General features: G+C 75.3%; 17 protein-coding genes and 1 pseudogene. 6 read left to right on the plus strand and 12 right to left on the minus strand.

The window, feature by feature from the left end; all coding sequences use genetic code 11:
* Positions 1-27 precede the first annotated feature (27 nt).
* The 3 genes from GD880_RS13280 (at position 28) to trxA (ending at position 2,465) form a co-directional block, all read left to right on the plus strand.
* On the plus strand, positions 28-849 hold the full coding sequence (locus GD880_RS13280; protein WP_152232105.1) for an alpha/beta fold hydrolase: 822 nt from the start codon (positions 28-30) through the stop codon (positions 847-849).
* Between the two features lie 161 nt (positions 850-1,010).
* On the plus strand, positions 1,011-1,934 hold the full coding sequence (locus tag GD880_RS13285; RefSeq protein ID WP_152232106.1) for an NADP-dependent oxidoreductase: 924 nt from the start codon (positions 1,011-1,013) through the stop codon (positions 1,932-1,934).
* A gap of 156 nt (positions 1,935-2,090) precedes the next feature.
* Entirely contained in the window at positions 2,091-2,465 is a 375-nt protein-coding gene (trxA, locus tag GD880_RS13290) for a thioredoxin (protein WP_152232107.1), read from the plus strand.
* Positions 2,466-2,507: 42 nt separating this feature from the next.
* On the opposite strand, the gene GD880_RS20785 is transcribed toward trxA, so the two are convergent.
* The 3 genes and pseudogenes from GD880_RS20785 to GD880_RS13300 all read right to left on the minus strand — a co-directional run bounded on the left by GD880_RS20785 (position 2,508) and on the right by GD880_RS13300 (position 5,370).
* Positions 2,508-2,852, minus strand: coding sequence for a hypothetical protein (locus tag GD880_RS20785; RefSeq protein WP_226909664.1), 345 nt, complete (start codon positions 2,850-2,852; stop codon positions 2,508-2,510).
* 41 nt (positions 2,853-2,893) lie between these two features.
* Positions 2,894-3,346, minus strand: a pseudogene (locus GD880_RS20790) (LLM class flavin-dependent oxidoreductase); the annotation flags it as partial.
* Positions 3,347-3,399: 53 nt separating this feature from the next.
* On the minus strand, positions 3,400-5,370 hold the full coding sequence (locus tag GD880_RS13300) for a penicillin-binding transpeptidase domain-containing protein (RefSeq protein ID WP_226909648.1): 1,971 nt from the start codon (positions 5,368-5,370) through the stop codon (positions 3,400-3,402).
* Positions 5,371-5,671: 301 nt separating this feature from the next.
* Between GD880_RS13300 and GD880_RS13305 the strand changes: the two genes are divergently transcribed.
* Positions 5,672-6,385, plus strand: a complete 714-nt coding sequence (locus GD880_RS13305) for a head GIN domain-containing protein (protein WP_152232108.1) — start codon at positions 5,672-5,674, stop codon at positions 6,383-6,385.
* Positions 6,386-6,586: 201 nt separating this feature from the next.
* Entirely contained in the window at positions 6,587-7,822 is a 1,236-nt protein-coding gene (locus GD880_RS13310) for an MFS transporter (RefSeq protein ID WP_226909660.1), read from the plus strand.
* Here the strand turns inward: GD880_RS13310 and GD880_RS13315 are convergent.
* The 9 genes from GD880_RS13315 to GD880_RS13355 all read right to left on the minus strand — a co-directional run bounded on the left by GD880_RS13315 (position 7,746) and on the right by GD880_RS13355 (position 18,022).
* A complete protein-coding gene (locus GD880_RS13315) occupies positions 7,746-8,495 on the minus strand; it encodes a VIT1/CCC1 transporter family protein (protein WP_152232110.1) in 750 nt (249 codons plus the stop codon). The two genes, GD880_RS13310 and GD880_RS13315, sit on opposite strands and share 77 nt — an antisense overlap.
* Before the next feature lie 108 nt (positions 8,496-8,603).
* Positions 8,604-9,137 (minus strand): universal stress protein, encoded by a 534-nt coding sequence (locus GD880_RS13320; RefSeq protein WP_152232111.1) that lies wholly within the window; start codon positions 9,135-9,137, stop codon positions 8,604-8,606.
* Positions 9,138-9,141: 4 nt separating this feature from the next.
* A complete protein-coding gene (locus tag GD880_RS13325; protein ID WP_152232112.1) occupies positions 9,142-10,389 on the minus strand; it encodes an SLC13 family permease in 1,248 nt (415 codons plus the stop codon).
* Positions 10,390-10,552: 163 nt separating this feature from the next.
* Positions 10,553-11,635 (minus strand): ABC transporter ATP-binding protein, encoded by a 1,083-nt coding sequence (locus GD880_RS13330; RefSeq protein WP_152232113.1) that lies wholly within the window; start codon positions 11,633-11,635, stop codon positions 10,553-10,555.
* The gene (locus GD880_RS13335) at positions 11,632-12,510 is read right to left on the minus strand and encodes an ABC transporter permease (RefSeq protein WP_405002751.1); all 879 of its coding nucleotides are present in this window, start codon (positions 12,508-12,510) and stop codon (positions 11,632-11,634) included. The genes GD880_RS13330 and GD880_RS13335 overlap by 4 nt, the downstream gene beginning before the upstream one ends.
* On the minus strand, positions 12,498-13,364 hold the full coding sequence (locus tag GD880_RS13340; RefSeq protein ID WP_226909649.1) for an ABC transporter permease: 867 nt from the start codon (positions 13,362-13,364) through the stop codon (positions 12,498-12,500). Before GD880_RS13340 ends, GD880_RS13335 begins: the two co-directional genes overlap by 13 nt.
* On the minus strand, positions 13,361-14,479 hold the full coding sequence (locus tag GD880_RS13345; RefSeq protein WP_152232115.1) for an ABC transporter substrate-binding protein: 1,119 nt from the start codon (positions 14,477-14,479) through the stop codon (positions 13,361-13,363). Before GD880_RS13345 ends, GD880_RS13340 begins: the two co-directional genes overlap by 4 nt.
* Positions 14,480-14,702: 223 nt before the next feature.
* Positions 14,703-14,984, minus strand: coding sequence for an isoamylase early set domain-containing protein (locus GD880_RS13350; protein WP_152232116.1), 282 nt, complete (start codon positions 14,982-14,984; stop codon positions 14,703-14,705).
* Positions 14,985-15,193: 209 nt separating this feature from the next.
* Positions 15,194-18,022 carry an ATP-dependent DNA ligase gene (locus GD880_RS13355; RefSeq protein WP_152232117.1) on the minus strand — a complete coding sequence of 943 codons (2,829 nt, stop codon included), beginning with the start codon at positions 18,020-18,022 and terminating at the stop codon, positions 15,194-15,196.
* 347 nt (positions 18,023-18,369) lie between these two features.
* On the opposite strand from GD880_RS13355, the gene GD880_RS13360 reads away from it, so the two are divergent.
* Entirely contained in the window at positions 18,370-20,013 is a 1,644-nt protein-coding gene (locus tag GD880_RS13360) for an ABC transporter substrate-binding protein (RefSeq protein WP_152232118.1), read from the plus strand.
* The last annotated feature ends 66 nt before the right edge of the window (positions 20,014-20,079 follow it).

Raw genomic sequence — 20,079 nt, forward strand, 5'->3', positions numbered from 1 at the left:
ACGCCGGAAGTTCGTTAGATTTCGGCTATGGCATCCCTGTCCGACCTCGGCGAGACCCTCCAGGTGAGCGGCTGCGGCCTGCGGTACTGGAACCACGGCGAGGGCGGCCCTGTGGTGCTCACCCACGGCGCCGGCACCGACCACACCGTCTTCGACGCGCAGGTGCGTTTCCTCACCGAGGCCGGGCACCGCGTCATCGCCTGGGACCGCCGCGGCAGCGGCGAGTCCGGCCCGTGGGACGCGCCGTTCGACGTCGACCGGGCCACCGAGGACCTCGCGAGGCTCCTCGAGGTGCTCGGCCTGGTCCGACCCGTCCTCGTCGGGCAGGGCCTCGGCGGCACCATCGTCCAGGAGTACAGCCGGCGCTACCCCGCCCACGTGCGCGCGCTCGTCGTCATCGGCGCGGGCTCCAACGCCGGCCGGGTGACGCTCACCGAGCGGGTCACCGGCGCCGTCAAGGGCCAGCTGCTGCGCCGGATGCCGCCGGGCCGGCTGCGCCGCGTGCTCGCCCAGCGCTCGGCGACCAGCCGCGCCGGGCGCACCTACGCGGCCCAGGCCTACGCCCGGATGCAGCCCGAGCGGCTGCTGGAGGAGTGGACCGCCACCTGGCGCTTCCGCACGCGCAAGCGCTTCTACCGCACCCCGGTCCCGCTGTGCCTGGTGCGCGGGGAGGCCGACCACACCGGCACCGTCGACAGCTCGATGCGCCGCTGGGCCCCGCGCGAGCTCACCCGCCAGGTCGTCATCCCCGACGCCGGCCACCTCGCCACCCTCGACGCGCCGGAGGCCGTCAACGCCGTGCTGGCCGACTTCCTCGAGCGCATCCACCCCGCCGAACGGGCGTGGTGACGCCGGCCGCGGCGTGGTGACCGCGGCCCTGGTCTAGTCTTCGCGGCCGCGGTCGCGGCCTGGCCTTCCCGGCCCTGGGGACCCCGGCCCCGGCCGAGCACGCCGGCGGACGCCGAGCGACCGGGTTGCGGCCGCTCCCCGGCCGTCCGAGGCTCGGGGGCATGAAGGCAGCAGCGATCCAGTCCTTCGACGGCCCCGACGCCCTCGAGATCACCGAGCTCGACGCCCCGCCCCTCGGCCCGGACACGCTCCTCGTCGAGATGGCGGCGGCGAGCATCAACCCCGTCGACTGGCAGATCCTCCACGGCCGGCTGCGGGGCGCCTTCTACCATCACCTGCCGGTGGTGCCCGGCTGGGACGTGGCCGGCACGGTGGTCGCCGTCGGGCCCGCCGTGCGCGGCGTCGCCCCCGGAGACCGGGTCGCCGCGTACGCCCGCAAGGACCACATCCAGGACGGCACCTTCGCCGAGGTGGTCTCCGTGTCGGAGCGGTCCTGGGCGCACATCCCCGACGGGGTGCCCTTCGACGTCGCCGCCTGCGTGCCGCTGGCCGGCATGACGGCCGACATGACGCTCGACGCCGCGCAGGTCGGGGCCGGCGACACCGTGCTCGTCCACGCCGCGGCCGGCGGCGTGGGCTCCTTCGCCGTGCAGCTGGCCCGGCTGCGCGGCGCCACCGTCATCGGCACGGCCAGCCCGCGCAACCACGACTACCTCGCCGGGCTGGGCGCGACCCCGGTGGCCTACGGCGAGGGCCTGGTCGAGAACGTCCGGGCCGCCGCGCCCGACGGCGTCGACGCGGTCATCGACCTCGTCGGCGGCGAGGCGCTGGACGCCACGGACCGGTTGCTGCGCGCGGGCGGCCGGGTCGCGTCCGTCCTCGACCCCAGCGTCAAGGATCGCTTCGGCGGCGCCTACGTCTTCGTCCACGCCGACCGCGAGCGCCTGGCCCGCCTGCTCGGCCTGGTGGCCGACGGGCGCCTGCGCGTGGAGATCGCCGAGCGCTTCCCGCTGGACCAGGCGCGCCGCGCGCTGCAGCTCAGCGAGGGTCGGCACGTCCGGGGCAAGCTGGTCCTCCTGCGCTGATGGCGGGGCCGGGCGAGCGGCCCCGGCCAGGCGCGGCGAGCGGTACCGCGCGATCCGCCGCGCCCCCGCGCCCCCGCGCCCCCGCGCCCCCGCGCCCGGGAATGTTGGCGCAGGCACGTTGTTGTAGCCGATAAGCAACCGTGAAGGAGACGCAGCATGGCGACGAAGAACCTCACCACCCAGGAGTTCGAGAAGGCGGTCAGCGGAGAGGGCATCACCCTCGTCGACTTCTGGGCGGACTGGTGCGGCCCGTGCAAGATGTTCGCGCCGATCTACGAGCAGGCCTCCGAGGAGCACCCCGACATCACCTTCGCCAAGGTGGATACCGAGGCCGAGCAGGCCCTCGCCGCCGGCCTTGAGATCAGCGCCATCCCGACCCTCATGGCGTTCCGCGACGGCATCCTCGTCTTCTCCCAGGCCGGCGCGCTGCCGGCGAAGAGCCTCGAGCAGCTCATCGACGGCGTCAAGGGCCTGGACATGGACGACGTGCGCAAGCAGATCGCCGAGCACGAGACCTCGCACCAGCACTGAGCGGTGCCGGCGGGGCGCGGTCAGTTCCGCGGCGGGACGGGTTCAGTTCCGCGGCGGGCCCTGCCGGGCCCGCTCGAGCAGGCGCTCTGGCGTGGCCGCCTCCCCCTCCCACCGTGACTCGATCCACCAGGTGACCCCCGCCGCGGCGAGCTCGCGCACTCGCTCGGCCGCGGCGGCGGGGTCGTCGGGCAGCACCCCCTCGACGACGACGTCGAAGGGCGCGGTCCGGCCGGCCGCGGCGCGCTGCGCGGTGGTCCAGGCCACCACCTCGCGGAGCTCGTCGGTCGAGAACGGCTCGAACGGGTCCCCGTGCCGGGAGGGCAGGATGCCGTCCCGCGCACGGCCCGGTTCATGGACCGCGGCACGGGCCAGGAGGCGACCACCCACACCGGGATGCGCGGCTGCTGCACCGGCCGGGGCCTGAACATCAGGTCACGCACCCGGTACTGGGTGCCGGCGTAGCTGAAGGGCTCGCCGGTCCACGCCCGCTCGAGGATCGCCAGGGCGTCGTCGAGGCGCTCGGCGCGGGTGCGGCGGTCGACGTCGTCGCCGCTGACCCGGCTGTATCCGCCGTCGTCCGTGGCGCCGAGGCCGACGGGGATGACGAGCCGGCCGCCGCTGAGGTGGTCGACGGTGAGGGCCTCGCGCGCGACCTTCCAGGGCCGGCGCCGCGGCAGGGAGAAGATCATCGCGCCGAGGCGGATGGTGGACGTACGCACGGCGACCGCGCCGAGCAGCGTCCAGGGGTCGAAGGTGTCGACCTCCCCCACGCTGATGCCGTCCCACGTGAAGAAGCCGTCCCAGCCGGCCCGCTCGGCCTCCACCGCGAGGTCGACCATCTGCCGGGCCGAGCCGAAGGTGCCCACCAGCCCGAACCTCATGGCGCCGACCGTAGCGCCCGCCACCGACAGCCGGAGGTCAGACGGTCCGCCCGTCAGGCGGCGCGGCGGAGGAACTCCTCGAGCAGCGGGCCGGCGGTCTGCGCGCCGGCGATGCCGTCCTCGACGAACGTGGCGACGGCGAGGTCGCCCTGGAAGGCGATCATCCAGGCGTGGGCCCGCGGCGGGTCGCCGGTGCCGTACTCGGCGGTCCCGCTCTTGGCGTGCACCGGCTCGCCGGGCATGTCGGCGAGGAAGCTGCCCGTGCCGTCCTCGACGACGGCGCGCATGAGCGAGCGCAGCGCCTCGGCCTCCGCCGCGGTCAGCGGTCCCGCGTCCCGCGCGCCGGCGTCGGGCGAGGCGGCGGGGCTCGGCGGCTGCCCGCCCGCGTCGCGCACGAGCACCGGGGCGACGCGCTCGCCGCGCGCCACCGACGCCGCCACGGTGGCCATCGCCAGCGGGGAGGCCTGGATCCGGCCCTGGCCGATCAGGGCGGCGGCGTGCTCGGTGCCGGTGGCGTCCGCGGGGGCCTCGCCGGTGACGTAGGGCACCCCGAGCGCGGCGGGCACGCCGAGGCCGAGGGCCGCCGCGGCGTCGGCGAGGTCCCGGGCGTCGACGCGGTCGCGCTGGGCGATCAGGGCGGCGTTGCACGAGCTGGCGATGGCGCCGCGCAGCGTCGTCGGGCCGAGGTCGTCGGCGGGGAAGCCCGGGTAGTTGGAGAACTCGCGGCCATCCGCCGTCGCCGTGGGCGTGCACTGCAGCGGGCTGTCCGGGGTCAGGCCGGACCGCAGCAGCGCCAGCGCGGTGGCGACCTTGAAGGTCGAGCCCGGCGCGTAGGCGCCCAGGGTCGCGGTGCTCAGCCCCTGCCCGCCGGGCCCGCTGGCGGCGGCGAGCACCTCGCCCGTCGAGGGGCGCAGCGCCACGATGGCGCTGGCCGGCTCCACCGCGGCGAGGATCTCCTCGGCCGCGGTCTGCAGGGCGGCGTCGAGGGTGACGGTCACGTCCTTGCCCGCCTCCGGCGGGGCGCTGAAGAGGTCGACGGCGCTGCCGTCGCCGCGGCGGATGACCATGGTGGTACCAGGTCGGCCGCGCAGGACCTCGTCGTACTGGCGTTGCAGGCCGGACAGGCCCGTCTGGTCCCCCGGCCGGACGGCCCCCTCGGACTCCTCGACGATCTCGGCCGTGGCCGGGCCCACCGTGCCCAGGATGGGCCGGGCGAACTGGCGGGTGGGCGCCAGCGGCAGCACGTCGGGCAGCAGGAGCACGCCACGCACCTGGCGCACCGCGTCGAGGTCGACGTCGCCCGGGTCTTCCTGGCGCACCGTGATCGCCTCGACGAAGGCCCTCGGGCCCGCCGCCACCGCACGGTCGGCGAACGCCTGGGGGTCGTCGAAGCCGAGCGCCGCGGCCAGATTGGTGGCGACCTCCGCGACGCCCTCGGGTGCGAGGTTCGCCTTGTCGACGCCGATGCGCAGCACCGGCCGGGGCATCACGAGCGGGGTCTTGTCGCCGGCCAGCACCCGGCCGCGCTCGGCGGGGACGGTCTCGACGGCGAGGACGCCGTCGCCGATCGCGGCGTGCACGAGCTCGCGCGACCACAGCGCGGTCCACTCCTCGCCGTCGTGCGTGAGCGTGGTGGTGGTGCGGTAGGCGAGGTCCTGCTCGCCCAGCTCCCAGGTCCACTCGAGGGTGACCGGGGCGGTGAGGGTCTCTCCGTCCTCGCGCACCTCCCCCACGGTGGCGGCGACGGCGCGGTCCACCTCGCCGGTGCCGGCCAGGACCTCCGTCAGCTCCGCCGCGGCCCGCTCGCGGTCGGCGGCGGCGAGCGGGGCCGTGTCGAGGTTCCCCTCGGCGAGGGCGGCGGCGAGCGCCTCGGCCGCCTCGGTCGGGTCCGGCCGGGCCGGGGAGCAGGCGGCCAAGGTCAGGGCCACGACGACGGCGAGGCCGGCTCCCGCCGCGCGCGCGAGCGAGCGCCGGGCACGCGTCCTCCGCACGAGCGGCGTCCGCGCCGCGGCTGGGGGGTGCACGGCACGTACGATCCCACAGTTGCCGCCGGGTAACGACCAAAATGCGCGGTAGGCGCGGTGCCGAGGTCCGACGGGCCGGCGCCGGCCCCACCGGGGGTCCGACGGGCCGGCGCCCACGCGGCCCCGCCGGGGCCGGAGTGCCCCCAGGGACCGCGCCCCGGCGCCCCCCTGAGGACCGCCCCACCGATCTCAGGGGGCGACCCGGGCGAACCCCCATATCCGGCGGGTGTCCTCCGCTGCCAGGCTGGACACAGCCCGGCCGGAGTGCGGCCGGAACCCGGACCGAAGAACAGGAACCGTCATGACCCTGCCCAAGCTCGCCATGCTCCTGCTCGCCGTCGCCCCGCCCTTCGCCCTGACCGGCTGCGCCGCGCTGGACGTGGCGGCCGGCGACCCCACCACCGAGCGACGGACCATCGAAGACGTCTCCGCCGTGACACTGGCCTCCGTGGGCGACCTCCACATCCGCACCGGCGCCGAGCCGTCGCTCACCATCACGGCCGGCGACCGGGTCCTCGACCGCGTCACCAGCGAGGTGCGCGACGGCACCCTCGTGCTCGACCTCGACGGTCGCTTCCTCCGCACCCCCGGGCGCATCACCTACGACCTCGTCCTGCCGGCGGTGGACGAGATCCGCCTCGAGGGCGCCGGCGCGGTGGACGCCGACCTCGCGGCCACCGACCGCCTGCGCGTCGAGCTCGCTGGGGCCGGCGACATCACCGCCCACGGCGTCGACGTCGATGACCTCACCGTCCGCGTCGACGGGGCCGGCACCGTGAGCCTCGCCGGCACCGCCGTACGGCAGGACGTGGAGATCGACGGCGTCGGCGGGTACTCGGGCGAGGACCTCACCAGCGCCAACGCGGACGTGACGATCGGCGGCGCGGGCGACGCGCACGTCCACGTCACCAATGCTCTCAGCGCCGCCGTCGACGGCGCGGGCGAGATCGTCCACACCGGCGGCGCCCGGGTCACCAGCAGCATCAGCGGCCTCGGGGCCGTGCGGCAGGGGTAGGACCGCGTCTGGACGGTCCGGCAGGACGGCGCCGGCTCGCCGGGCCCCCACGGTGCGGCTCGTCCGCACGGAAAGCCCTGGCCCGACGGCGCGCCCGGGCCTAGCCTGGCCGCCATGCGACATTGATCCTCGACGCCCCCTCGGGCCCGACGGCTCGCCCGGCTCGCCACCGGCTGGGCCCTCCTCGCCGAGACGATCCCGCTGTACCCGCTCTACGCGCTGCTCTTCGCCGACGCCGGCCTGAGCGACGCGCAGATCTCCGCCCTCTTCGCCATCTGGTCCGCGGTGGCCCTCCTCGCCGAGGTGCCCACCGGGATGCTCGCCGACCGCGTCCCGCGCCGGGCCGCGCTCGCCGCCGCCGGCGCCGTGCAGGCGACCGGGTTCGCGCTCTGGCTCCTCACCCCCGGGTTCCCCGGCTTCGCCGCGGGCTTCGCGCTGTGGGCGGTCGGGGGCGCGCTCACCTCCGGCGCCCTCGAGGCGCTGCTCTTCGACGCCCTGACCGCGCTGGGCGCCCCGGGGCAGTTCCCCCGCCTGCTCGGTCGCGTCACCTCCGCCGGCCTGCTGGCCCAGCTCCCCGCCGCCGCGCTGGCCACCGTTCTGGTCGGGGCAGGCGGCTACGCCCTGGCGGGGTGGGCGAGCGTGGTCGTCTGCCTGGCCGCCGCGGCCCTCGCGGCGTGCCTGCCCGAGCCGCGCCCGGCCCCACCGGTCGCCAACGGCGCCCCCGCCCCGCCGGGGGACGTCGCGTCCGACGGCGCACCGGGCCCCGTCGGGCAGGAGGCCCCCGCCCCCAGCGGCTTCCTGGCCGACCTGCGCGCGACGGCGGCGCTGCCCGGCGCCGCCGGGTGCGCCCTCGCCGTCGCGCTGGTGACCGCCCTCGACGCCGTCGAGGAGTACGCCGGGCTGCTCGCCCAGGACTGGGGCGTGCCCTCGGCCGCCGTGCCGCTCGCCCTCGTCGCCGTGCCGCTCGCCGGCGCCGCGGGCGCGGGGCTGGCCGGCGTCTGCACCCGGCACCGGGGGCGGTCGCTCGTCCTCCCGCTGGCCGGCGCCGCCGCCTCGCTGGCCGGGGCGGCGCTGCTCGCCCGGCCCGCGGGCGTGCTCGCCGTCGCCGCGTTCTACGGGCTGTGCCAGCTGGTCCAGGTGGCCCTCGGCGCCCGGCTGCAGGAGCGCATCCCCGGCGGCCGCCGGGCGACGGTCACCTCCGTGGCGGGCGTAGGGGCGGAGGTGGCGTCCCTCGCCGTCTTCGCCGCCTGGGCGCAAGGCGGGGCGCTCGCCGTCAGCGCCCTCGTCGCCGCGGTGGCCGCCGCTCTGCCGTGGCTGCTGCGGGCGCCCGGCTCAGGACGCCGCCCCGTCCGCGACGGCGTCACCCGGCGATGCCCGTGGTCCCGAAGAGCAGGCCGACGAAGAAGGTCGCCGCCAGCGCCAGGGCCCCGCCGATGACCACCCGGGCGGACGCCCGGCCGCGCGCGGCGCCGCCGATCCACGCCGCGACGTACCCGGTCAGCGCGAGCGCGACGAGGGTGACGACGAAGGTGATGAGCACCCGCACGTCCGGGCCGGGCAGGAGGATCGCGACCAGCGGCAGCACGGCGCCGATGCTGAACGAGATGAACGAGGCCGCCGCGGCGTGCCAGGGGCTGACGACGTCCCCCTGGTCGATGCCCAGCTCGGCCTGCAGGTGGGCCGCCAGCGCGTCGCGCTCGGTCAGCTCGACGGCGGCCTGCCGGGCGGTGGCCGGCGAGATGCCCTGGGCGGTGTACAGCCGGGTGAGCTCGTCCAGCTCGCCGTCGGGGTCCTCGGCGAGCTCGCGGCGCTCCTTGTCGATGAGCGCGTGCTCGGTGTCGCGCTGGCTGCTGACCGAGACGTACTCGCCCAGCGCCATCGAGACGGCGCCTCCGACGGCGGCCGCGGCACCGGCCGTGGCGATGGCGCCGGTGCTCGTCGACGACGCGCCGGCCACGCCCACCACCACCGCCGCCGTCGAGACGATGCCGTCGTTGGCGCCCAGCACGCCGGCCCGCAGCCAGTTCAGCCGCTGGGCGAGGTTGCTGCGGTGCGGCTCGGGACGGCCCTCGTCGTGCGTGGTGGCCTGACCTTCCTCCTGCGCGCTCATGCAAGTCAGCGAAGCACCGTGACGTACGCCCGGCAACGGCAGCAGGTGCCGGCCGCTCGGAGCGGGAAGACGCGACGAAGGGGCGGCGGGCCAGGGGCGAGCGCGCCGTCATGGCGGGGCCGGCGGCCCGTCCTCGGGTCGCCCGGACGGGGTCCTGGGCCCGTCCTCGGGTCGCCCGGACGGCGTCGGCGACCCGTCCGGCGCGACGAGCAGCACGTCGCACGGGGCGTGGTCGACGACGAAGCGCGTGGGCGGCTCCAGGCTGCGCGGGCCCAGGCGGGCGCCGTCGCCGTCCCGAGCGAGCACCAGCAGGTCGGCGCCGGCGGCGACGTCCACCACCACGCGCTCGACGCGGCCGGCGCGCAGTTCCTGGCGCGCCTCCCGCCCCAGCAACGCACCCGCCTCAGCCAGCAGCTCGTGGGCGGAGCGGCGGGCGAGGTCGTCCAGCGCCCCGGAGCCGCCCGGCTGCGAGGGCCGGCGCCCCCGGCCCAGCAGTCCGGCGGCGGCGCCGCCCGCCACCCCGAGCAGGTCCGCGCTCGCGACGTAGAGCAGGGTCAGCCGCGCGTCGTCGGGGACGAGCCGGCGCACCCCTGCGACGCACGCCGGCCAGGTCGCCTCCGTCAGCCAGACCACGACGTCCATGCGCTCATCCTCCCGCGACCGTCAGCGCGAGAGACAGCGCCGCGACGCCGGCCACCAGCGCGCCCGGCACGCTGACGAGCCCGAGGCGGCTGAACTCCCCCAGGCCGGGTTCGACGTCGTGCCCGCGCAGCACGCGGCGCCACAGCAGCGTCGCGAGCGAGCCGACGTAGGTGAGGTTGGGCCCGACGTTGACCCCGACGAGGACGGCGAGCACCGCCGCCGCCCCGCCGGCGGGCGCCACCAGCGGCAGCAGCAGGAGCACCGCGGGCAGGTTGTTGAGCAGGTTGGCCAGCACGGCCGCGAGCGCCGCGGTGCCCAGCAGCGGCAAGAACGCCGTGCCGTGCGGCAGCACAGCCGCCACGGCGTCGCCCAGGCCGCCGCCGACCACGGCGCTGACGACCACGCCGAGGGCCAGGACGAAGACGGCGAAGGGCAGGTTGGCGGCCCGGACCAGGGCCGCCGGGCCCGTGCGGCGGCGGATCATGGCACGCACGGCGAGCACCGCGGCGCCGCCGGCGGCCGCCCACGCCGGCTCGAGGCCCAGCACCGCGGCGAGGACGAAGGCGGCGAGCGTGGCCAGCACGAGGGCGACCGTCCGGCGGGAGACCGGCGCCGCGCGTCGGGCCGCGCGCGGCGCCCGCAGGGCCAGGTCCACGGCGAAGAAGCGGCGCAGCACCACGTACTCGACGGCGATCACCACCAGCCAGGGCAGCGCCATCACCGCGGCGAACTGTGCGAAGGACAGGCCGCTGGCCCGCAGGGCCAGGAGGTTGGTGAGGTTGGAGATCGGCAGCCACAGCGACGCGGAGTTGGCCAGGTGGGTGCACGCGTAGACGAAGGGCTTGGGCCGCACCCCGGCGCCGGCCGCGGTGGCGAAGACGACCGGGGTGAGCAGCACGACGGTGGCGTCGAGGCTGAGCACCGCCGTCACGAGCGAGGCGGTGACGAACACCGCGACCAGCAGGCGCTGCGGGCTTCCCCCGGCGGCGCGGGCCATGGCCGCGCCCGTCGCGTCGAACAGGCCCTCGGCGTCGCACAGGTGGGCGAGGACGAGGACGGCGACGAGGAACGCGACCACCGGAAGCAGGGCCCGGATCTCGGCCCACGCCGCGGCCGGGGTGACGGCGCCCAGCGCCACCACCGCGACGGCGGCCGGCACGGCGGCGACCGCCTCGGGCAGCCCGCGCGGGCGGGCGACGGCGAAACCGAGCACCGCCAGCAGCAGGGCGAGAACCGCGAGGGTCTCGAGCACCGGCTCATGATCCGGCCGGGGACCGCGGGCCGCGCGGCAGTGGACGCGGCGCGCCGGGCCTCGCCCGGCGCGCCCCTGCCGGCGCGCCCCTGCCGGCGCGCAGGGGGCCGATGAGCAAGGAGCAGGCCACCGGCGGACCCGGCGGCCTGCTCCTCCCCCGTGCTCACGCCGAGGCGGTGGCCTCCCGCGGCTCGATGGCCACGGCGCGCTTCCGCAGCGTGAGGTGCACACCCTCCCCCGATTGGCGCGCGTCAGCGGCGTCGTGCTGCACCACGACGACAACTCCCCCGTCCAGGCGCACCTGCGTGCGGCGCACCGCTCCGAGAAAACTGGAGGCCACTACGGTACCCGCCACGGGACCGTGTTCGTCCAGCCCGAGATCTTCCGGGCGGACGTAGGCGGTGACCGGCCCGTCCGGGGTCTGGTGACCTGCCCAGGCCAGCGCGGCACCGAGGACGGTGAGCACGCCGTCGGCCAGGTGCCCGGGCAGCCGGTTGCTCAGCCCGACGAAGCCGGCCACGAACGCCGTGGCGGGCGTGGAGTAGAGCTCTTCGGGGGTGCCGACCTGCTCGACGACGCCGGCCCGCATGACCGCGACCCGGTCCGCCACGGCCAGGGCTTCCTCCTGGTCGTGCGTGACGAACAGGGTGGTGATGCCCAGCTCGGTCTGCAGGCGGCGGATCTCCTCGCGCAGCTGGACGCGGACCTGGGCGTCCAGCGCCGAGAGCGGCTCGTCGAGCAGGAGCACCCGCGGCCGGGTGACCAGCGCACGCGCCAGCGCCACGCGCTGCTGCTGCCCGCCGCTGAGCTGGTGGGCGTAGCGCCCGCCCAGGTGTCCCAGGCCCACCAGCTCGAGCGCCTCGGCCGCGCGCCGCCGACGCTCGCCGGTCCCGGCCTTGCGCATCCGCAGCCCGAACTCGACGTTCTCCGCCACCGTCATGTGCGGGAAGAGCGAGTACTGCTGGAACACCATGCCGAGGTCGCGCCGGTTCGTCGGCACCGCCGCGACGTCCTCCCCGCCCAGCAGGATGCTGCCGGCGCTGACCTCCTCCAGCCCCGCCAGGCAGCGCAGCGCGGTGGTCTTGCCGCAGCCGGAGGGCCCGAGCAGCGCGACCAGCTCCCCGGGCTCCAGGGCGAGGTCCACCCCGGCCAGGGCCCGGTGCCCGGCGAACTCCTTGACGACCCCGCGCAGCTCGACGCGGGTGCCCTGTCGGGCCGCGACGGCCCGGGCGGTGGTGGCGGTCATGACTTCCTCCCGGGCCGCGCGGCGGAGGCGCGTCCCATGACGAACAGCAGGACGAACCCGAGGGCGAGCGCCAGCATCGCGAAGATGACGGCGACGTAGGGGTCGGACTTCGAGACCTGCACGACGGCGGTCTGCAGGTTGGCGCGGTTGAGCAGCGAGGCGATGGTGTACTCGCCGAGCACCACGGCCACGGAGATCAGTGACGCGGCGAGGAGGCCGCGGCGCAGGTTGGGCAGGATCACGCGCACGACGACGGTGGGCCAGCCGGCACCCAGGGTGCGGGCCGCCTCGGCGAGGGTCACGGCGTCGACCGCGGCGAGGTTGGCCGCGATGGCGCGGTAGGCGTAGGGCAGCACGAGGACGCCGTAGGCGAGGGCCAGCGTCCACGCGTCGGAGCCGAAGACCCGCGCCACCACCGAGTACACCGGCGCCAGCCCCACCACGAGCACGATGGCCGGGATGGTGATGGGCAGCAGGCACACCAGCTCCAGCGCCCGTTGCAGGTGCGGGAGCCGCAGCCGGACCAGGACCATGGTCGGGACCAGCAGCGCGAGCATGATGGCCACCGTCGCGACGGCGAGCACCAGCGAGTTCGTCACGCCGGCGAAGAGGTTGCGGTAGGTGCGCGCGTTCTCCGGGGCGAGGATGGCGGCCCAGTGGTCGAGCCCGTAGCCGCCCGCGGTGCGCAGCGAGAACTCCACCATGGCCACGAGCGGCAGGGCGAAGAGCACGCCGACCACCCCGAGGACGACGGTGCGGGTGGCGCGGGAGGGCGCGCCGGCGTCCGGGGCGCGGCGGCCACGTGCACCGGCGCGGGCACGGCCGGCGCCCGTGCGGAGCGGCGCCGCCTCCCGGCGGCCGGTCACCGTTGCCACCTCGCGGCACGGCGCTGCAGCGCCGAGTACCCGACCATGACCGCGGCCATGACCGCGATCATGCCGAGGGCGAGCGCGCCGGCCATGCCCTCGCGGCCCAGCACGGTCTCGCTCACCAGCGCCGCCCGGATCTGCAGGGGGACGATCTGCGAGCCCTGGCTGATCAGCGCGGCGGCGGTGGCGAAGGAGGAGAAGGCGTTGGCGAACAGCAGCAGCACGCTGCCGAGGAACGACGGGGCCAGCACCGGCGCGGCGATGCGCGCCCAGTAGGTCCAGCGCGTGCCGCCGAGCGTGGCGTTGGCCTCGGCCCACTGGGGCTTGAGCGCCTCCATCGCCGGCATGAACGTCAGCACCATGAGCGGGATCTGGAAGTACAGGTACGGCAGCAGGAGCCCGGGCACCTCGTAGAGCCACACGCCGCCGGCGAAGATGTCCACCTCGAGGCTGGTGAGCAGCCATTGGGTGAGCATCCCCTGGATGCCGATGGTGGCGATGAACGCGAAGGCGAGCATGGCGCCGCCGAACTGGGCGAGCACCCCGCTGGCGGCGTCGACGGCCGTGCGCAGGACGCCGTCGGGCCGGGTGCCCAGCAGCGCGTAGCAGATCATGGCGCCCACCACGGCGCCGACCAGGGCGGTGACCGCGGCGACCCCCAGGGACGCACCGAAGGTCTTGAGGATCGCCGGCTCGAACAGGCCACCGAGGTTGTGCCAGGTGAACGACCCCTCGCCGTCGACGAACCCCACGGCCAGGGCGAGCACCGTCGGGACGGCGAGGAACAGCAGGACGTAGAGGCCGAAGGGGGTGAGCCCGGCCAGGGCCCACCCCCGTCGCGCCGCACGAGGCGTGGTCACTGGATGGCTGCGGCCCAGTTCTTGGCCAGCAGGGCCGAGGCGGCCTCGGTCTGCTCGGCGGTGAACTGCACGAGGTCCGCGGGCATCTCACCGACGGCGTCGAGCGCCTCCTGGTCCACGGTGCCCGCCTCGACCATTGCGTCCAGGCGCACGGGGTACGCGCCCGCCTTGAGGTAGAGGTTCTGGACCTCGTCGCTGAAGATGTGCTCCTGCCACAGCCGGGCGGCCGCGGGGTGCGGGGCGTCGACGTTGATGGCCTGGTTGTAGTACGAGCCGACCGCGACACCGGGCAGGACGGTCACCTGCCAGTCCCGCTGCCCCTCGTTCGCCTTGGCCTCGGCCAGGTTGTTGTAGCTCCAGTCGAAGACGACCGGAGTCTCGCCCGAGGCGATGGTGGCGGGGGTGGGGTCGAGCGGGAGGAAGTTCCCGGCGTCGGCCAGCTTCGCGAACCAGTCGATACCCGGCTGGATGTCGTCGGCGGAGCCACCGGTCTGCAGCGCGACGAGGTTGACGGCCGCGGCGGCCGAGCCGGCCTGCGTCGGGTCGCCGTTGAGCGCGACCTTGCCCTTGTACTCCTCGCCGAGGAGGTCGTCGAGGGAGGTGGGAGCGGGCACCGCGTCCGCGTCGAAGCCGACGGACATCAGGCCGGTGTAGTCGTAGACCCACAGGCCCGACTTCTCCTTGTACCCCTCGGGGATGTCGTCCCAGGCCTGCACCTGGTACGGCGCGAAGTGGTCGGTGGAGTCCAGGGTGACGGCGGAGCCCAGGTCGAACACGTCGGGGGCGGTGTCCTGGCCCTTGAGGTTCTTCGCGGCCTGGATCTCCTCGGCGGAGGACACGTCCGGGTCGGCCGAGTTGACCGTGATGCCGTACTTCTCCTCGAACAGCGCGATGATCTCGCCGTAGTTGGCCCAGTTCTCGGGCAGCGCGATGACGTTGAGCTCCCCCTCCGCCTTCGCGGCCTCGACGAGGGCGTCGAAGCCGCCGAGGTCCTCGGCGCTGGTGGCGGTCGCGGCGTCGGAGTCGCCCGCCTCCGCGCTCGAGCTGCAGGCGGACAGGGTAAGTGCGAGGGCCGCGGTAGCGGCCACGCCCGCGAAGACGCGCTTGGTGATCACAGATCCTCCGTCGGACCCGCCGCGGCCGCCCGGCAGGGGACGGGCGGAGGGGACCGGGGCGGTGCCCGCGCCGACGCTAGGCCCCTATTGCGACCGAATGGCGTCCGCTTCACAAAGAGGGGGTGAACGTGCGGTGGCGTCGTGGCGCCGGGTGCGCAGCGTGCCTCACCGGGGTGCCCCGCATCCTCCTCGCCGCGGCCTCCGCGCCGTCGTGCCAGGGGGCCTACGTGTGGACGTGGCCGCCCTCGTGGGTCAGGACGTCGGCGTCGGGGTCGTCGAACCAGTGCCCGTTCTCGCCGAGGTAACGGAAGACCACCCGTGCCCCGTCCGGCACAGTGACCGTCACGCTCTTCGTGCCGTTGCTGCGGCGGCGGAGGACGTGCACCCCCGGGGTCCAGTCGTTGAAGCTGCCGACCACGGAGACGGTTCCGGCCGGGTGCTCGGCGGGCAGCGCGAACGTCAGCTTCCGGCCGGCGCCCCTGGGCGCGCGAGACTGCTTGATCACGGTCCTCCCCCTCGTGTCATGACCTGTGGCAGCAGCCTGGCAGGCAGTCGGCGGCCCGTCACCGGATCGGGACACCGTCCCGGTGACGGGCGCCACACTCGATCGCGCGCCGCTCGGCCGCGCCCGCCGCCCGGCCCCGCCCGCCGCCCGCTGCCCGGCCCCGCCAATCGCCCGGCCGCGCCCGCCGCCCGGCCCGGCAAGCGCGCGGCTCAGCCCGGCACCTCCCGCACGACGTCCGACGGAGCCTTGTCCGGACGCCACCCGCGCCAGCGGGGGTGACGCAGCCGGCCGTCCGTCGTCCACTCCGACAGCTCCACCTCAGCGACGCGCGACGGGGTGACCCAGTGGGCGTCGCGGGCGTCGGCGCGGGGGACGTCCGGCGCGGGCGGGTCCGGCCGCTCGTCGCGGGCGAGGTCGCGCTGCCACTGCTCGGCCTCCTTGAGGGTGAAGCCGGTGCCCACCCGCCCGACGTAGCGCAGCCGCCCGCCCGGCCCGTCGGGCACCGCCAGCAGGAGCGAGCCGACGGCCCCGGCCCGCGAGCCCTGCCCGGGGCGCCAGCCGATCACCACGACCTCCTGGGCGAGGGTGTGCTTGATCTTCACCCACGCCCGCGAGCGCCGGCCCGGGGTATAGCGCGAGTCGCGCCGCTTGGCCATGACGCCCTCCAGGCCCCAGGCGCGGCTGGCGGCCATCGCGGCGTCGACGTCGCCGTCGAAGACGGCGGGGATCTCCGCCAGCCGGTGCCGCTCGGGGTCGACCAGCTCGTGGAGCAGCGCCCGGCGCTCGTCGTAGGGCAGGCGCACGACCGACTCGCCGTCGACCTCGAGGACGTCGAAGAGCATGAGCCGCACGGGGTTGGCCGCGGCCAGCCTGGCGACCTGCCGGTCGTCGCCGAGCCCGAAGCGCTTCTGCAGGACGCCGAAGCTGGGGCGGCCGCGTGCGTCGAGGGCGACGATCTCGCCGTCGAGCACGGCGCTGTGCGCGCGGAGGGTGGCGGCGACGTCGCCGAGCTCGGGGTACTGGCGGGTGACGTCGTTGCCGTTGCGGCTGACCAGGCGCACGGTGCCGGCGTCGACCTCCACGACGGCGCGCACGCCGTCCCACTTCATCTCCAGCGCCCACTCGTGCTCGCCCGAGAGGTCGTGGGCGGTGCCCGGCGTGGCCAGCATCGGCGCGGGGGGCCGCTCCCCCGGGGCGCGCGCTGGCGCCGTCGGCTGTGCGTCCGGGCGCCCCTCGGGCGCCGCCGGTTGCTCGTCCGGGCGCCCCTCGGGCGCCGCGGCGGCCGTCGTCGTGGCACCGCCGGGTGACCGGCCCGGTGCTGCCGCGGTGCTCGCGCCACGGCGCGACGGGCGCGGTCCGGGCGCGCGCGCCGGCTCCGGCTCTGCCGACGTGCCGGCCGCGACGGTGGACGGCCGAGCGCCCGCGGCACGGCGCGTCCGGCGTTCGCCGGCCCGCGCGGGGTCCATGAGATGGATGAGCCACTGGTTCGGCTCCTGCCCCCCGCGCCCGCCCGTGTGGATGAGCGCCACCTGCGTGGTGCGCCCCGGCCCCTGCGTCTCCAGGCCGCCGCCCTCCCGGCCGTGCAGGACGACGATGACCTCCCGGCCCTCGTGCCACTTGCGCAGCTCGAAGGTGCCCGAGTCCCAGATGGCCACCTCCCCGCCGCCGTACTCCCCCTTGGGGATGGTGCCCGCGAACGTGCCGTACTCCATCGGGTGGTCCTCGGTCTGGACGGCGAGGTTGTTCCTGCCCGGGTCGGTCGGCACGCCCTTGGGCAGCGCCCAGCTCACGAGCACGCCGCGGTGCGCCAGGCGGAAGTCCCAGTGGAGCCGGCTGGCGTGGTGCTCCTGGATGACGAAGGTCTGGGCGGCCTCGGAGTAGTCGTCGAGGACCTCGTCGGGCACCGGCTCGGGGGTCTTGGCGGGGTCGCGCATGGCCCGGTAGGTGGCGAGTCGGTCCAGCCGGCGCCGGACGGCGACGGCGTTCGTGAGGTCTCGCGGAGGACCCGACGTCTCGCCGCGCGAGCGGGCAGGAGCCGGCGTCTCGCCGCGCGAGCGGGCAGGAGCCGGCGTCTCGCCGCCCGCGGAGGCGAGGGCCGGCGCGTCGGCGGCGCGCTCGCCCGGGTCGGTGTAGGGCACCTCGTAGGCGCCCAGCAGCGCCGCCAGCGGGTCCCCGCGCCGGCGCACCAGCTCGAGGACCTCGGGGTACGCCAGGTGACGCAGGTCGGGGTCGTCAAGCTCCTCCCAGGTCCGCGGCGCCGCGACGGTGGGGTGCGGGCGCCCGCGCAGGGAGTACGGCGCGATCGTGGTCTTGTTGCCGTTGTTCTGGGACCAGTCGACGAGCACCTTGCCCCGGCGCAGCTCCTTCTTCATGTCCGAGACCACGAGGTCCTTGTGGTCGGCCTCCATGGCCCTGGCCAGCTCGTGCGCGACGGTGTTGATCTGGTCGGAGGTGTTCGACCCGTCCAGCGCCGCGTACAGATGGATGCCCTTCGACCCCGAGGTCACCGGCACCGGGTCGAGCCCCATGCCGCGGAGCAGCCCGCGGGCGAGGCGGGCGACCTCGGCGCACTCGGCCAGCCCAGTGCCCGGCCCGGGGTCGAGGTCGAGCACCAGCCGGTCGGGGTTGCGCGCCTCGCCGTCGCTGCGGAAGGTCCACTGCGGCACGTGCACCTCGAGGGCCGCCACCTGGCCGAGCCAGACCAGCGTGGCGACGTCGTCGACCAGCGGGTAGCTCTTGGCGCCGGAGGAGTGACCGACGTCGGCGCGCACCACCCACTCGGGCGCGCTGGGTTCGAGGTTCTTGATGAAGAAGACCTCGCCGGGCTGCCCGGCGGTGCCCACACCGTCGGGCCAGCGCTTGCGGGTGGCCGGGCGGCCGGCGCAGTGCGGCAGCATCACCGGCGCGATCTCGGTGAGGTAGGCGAGCACCTCGGCCTTGGTCGTGCCGGTCTCGGGGTAGAGCACCTTGCCCAGGTTCGTCAGCCGCAGGCGGCGGCCCTGGATCAGGACGGTCTCCGGCTTCTCGCTGGCGGGCATGCCTCATCGTGGCGCGCGCGCCGGGCGGGCGCACCCGTGTCGCCGCGCGGGCGCACCCGTGTCGCCGCGCGGGCGCACCCGTGTCGCCGCGCGGGCGCAGCCGCGTCGCCGCGCGGGCGAACGCGCGTCGCCAGGCGTCGTCGCGCCGTGTCGGGACGGCGGCCCCTCCCCAGGCCGCTCGGTCACAACACGGTTGCAGATCGCCCGCCGGGATGCCGGGTGCCTTTTCATGAAACACCGGTGTGCTAGGAAGTATCCCCACATGAGAGGCACGCCACAGTGGCGCGCCCCCGGCTCCCGCGCCCCGCGTCCCCGACCGCGGCTCGGGCCTGACGAAGGAACTTCACATGGCACTTGCTGGACACCGGCGCCGTGCCCTGGGCGCGGTCGGCATCTCCGCCGCCCTCGCCCTGGTGCTCGCCTCCTGCGCCAAGACCGACGACACCACCGGCGGCGACAAGAGCGGCGGCGGCGGCTCCGCGGGCATCACGGTCGGCACCACGGACAGAATCACCTCCCTCGACCCGGCCGGTTCGTACGACAACGGCTCCTTCGCCGTGCAGAACCAGGTCTACCCGTTCCTCCTCAACTCCCCTTACGGCAGCCCCGACGTCGAGCCGGACATCGCCGAGAGCGCCGAGTTCACCTCCCCCACCGAGTACACCGTCAAGCTCAAGAGCGGCCTGAAGTGGGCTAACGGCAACGACCTGACCTCGTCGGACGTGAAGTTCAGCTTCGACCGTCAGCTCGCCATCGCCGACCCGAACGGCCCGTCGTCGCTGCTGTACAACCTCGAGAGCACCGAGGCGACGGACGACCTCACGGTCGTCTTCCACCTCAAGAGCGAGAACGACCAGATCTTCCCGCAGATCCTCTCCTCGCCGGTCGGCCCCATCGTCGACGAGGACTCCTTCTCCGCCACCGCGCTGACGCCGTCGGCGGACATCGTCAAGGCCAAGGCGTTCGCCGGCCCGTACACGATCACCGACTACACCGAGAACGAGCTCGTCAAGTACGCCGCCTACGACGGCTACCAGGGCCTGCTGGGCAAGCCGAAGACGGCCTCGATCACCGCTCAGTACTTCACCGAGGAGACCTCGCTCAAGCTCGCGGTCCAGCAGGGCGACGTCGACGTCGCCACCCGCAGCCTCAGCCCCACCGACCTCGCGGACCTGCGCAAGGACGAGAAGGTCAAGGTCTACGACGGCCCGGGCGGGGAGATCCGCTACATCGTCTTCAACTTCAACACCCAGCCCTACGGCGCCACGACGCCGGAGGCGGATCCGGCCAAGGCGCTGGCCGTGCGTCAGGCCGTCGCCAACCTCCTCGACCGCGACGCGCTGTCGAACGAGATCTACAACGGCGCCTACACCCCGCTGTACTCCTACATCCCCGAGGGCCTCACCGGCGCGGCGCAGCCGCTCAAGGAGCTCTACGGCGACGGCAACGGCGGCCCGGACGCCGACAAGGCCAAGGCGGCGCTCGAAGCCGCGGGTGTGACCACGCCCGTGAAGCTCAACTTGCAGTTCAGCCCCGACCACTATGGCAAGTCCTCCGACGATGAGTACGCCATGGTCGAGAAGCAGCTCGAGGCGGACGGCCTGTTCGACGTCAACCTCCAGTCGACCCTGTGGACCGTCTACAGCGCCGAGCGCACCGACGACCTCTACCCGGCCTACCAGCTGGGCTGGTTCCCGGACTACTCCGACGCCGACAACTACCTCTCGCCGTTCTTCCTCAAGGAGAACTTCCTGGCGAACCACTACGACAACGCCGAGGTCAACGACCTCATCCTCCAGCAGGCCACCACCCCGGACGCGGCGCAGCGCACCGCGCTGATCGAGCAGATCCAGGAGAAGGTCGCGCAGGACCTGTCCACGGTGCCGTTCCTCCAGGGCGCCCAGGTCGCGGTCGCGGCCAAGGACATCACCGGCGTCCAGGACACCCTCGACGCCTCGTTCAAGTTCCGCTACGCGGCCCTGGGCCGCTGACCGACGGCGCGGTGCCCGCGGGCGCCGCGCCGTGGCCGGCCCTCGAGGCCGGCTGTGCACAGACCC

It is taken from the genome of Georgenia ruanii (assembly GCF_009193175.1).
Lineage (GTDB): Bacteria > Actinomycetota > Actinomycetes > Actinomycetales > Actinomycetaceae > Georgenia > Georgenia ruanii.

Excerpts from the sequence above, each read along its gene's own strand:
- GD880_RS13280 (WP_152232105.1), top strand. The coding sequence starts at position 28 with ATGGCATCCCTGTCCGACCTCGGCGAGACCCTCCAGGTGAGCGGCTGC.
- GD880_RS13285 (WP_152232106.1), top strand. The coding sequence starts at position 1,011 with ATGAAGGCAGCAGCGATCCAGTCCTTCGACGGCCCCGACGCCCTCGAG.
- trxA (WP_152232107.1), top strand. The coding sequence starts at position 2,091 with ATGGCGACGAAGAACCTCACCACCCAGGAGTTCGAGAAGGCGGTCAGC.
- GD880_RS13305 (WP_152232108.1), top strand. The coding sequence starts at position 5,672 with ATGACCCTGCCCAAGCTCGCCATGCTCCTGCTCGCCGTCGCCCCGCCC.
- GD880_RS13315 (WP_152232110.1), bottom strand. The coding sequence starts at position 8,495 with ATGAGCGCGCAGGAGGAAGGTCAGGCCACCACGCACGACGAGGGCCGT.
- GD880_RS13320 (WP_152232111.1), bottom strand. The coding sequence starts at position 9,137 with ATGGACGTCGTGGTCTGGCTGACGGAGGCGACCTGGCCGGCGTGCGTC.
- GD880_RS13330 (WP_152232113.1), bottom strand. The coding sequence starts at position 11,635 with ATGACCGCCACCACCGCCCGGGCCGTCGCGGCCCGACAGGGCACCCGC.
- GD880_RS13355 (WP_152232117.1), bottom strand. The coding sequence starts at position 18,022 with ATGCCCGCCAGCGAGAAGCCGGAGACCGTCCTGATCCAGGGCCGCCGC.
- GD880_RS13360 (WP_152232118.1), top strand. The coding sequence starts at position 18,370 with ATGGCACTTGCTGGACACCGGCGCCGTGCCCTGGGCGCGGTCGGCATC.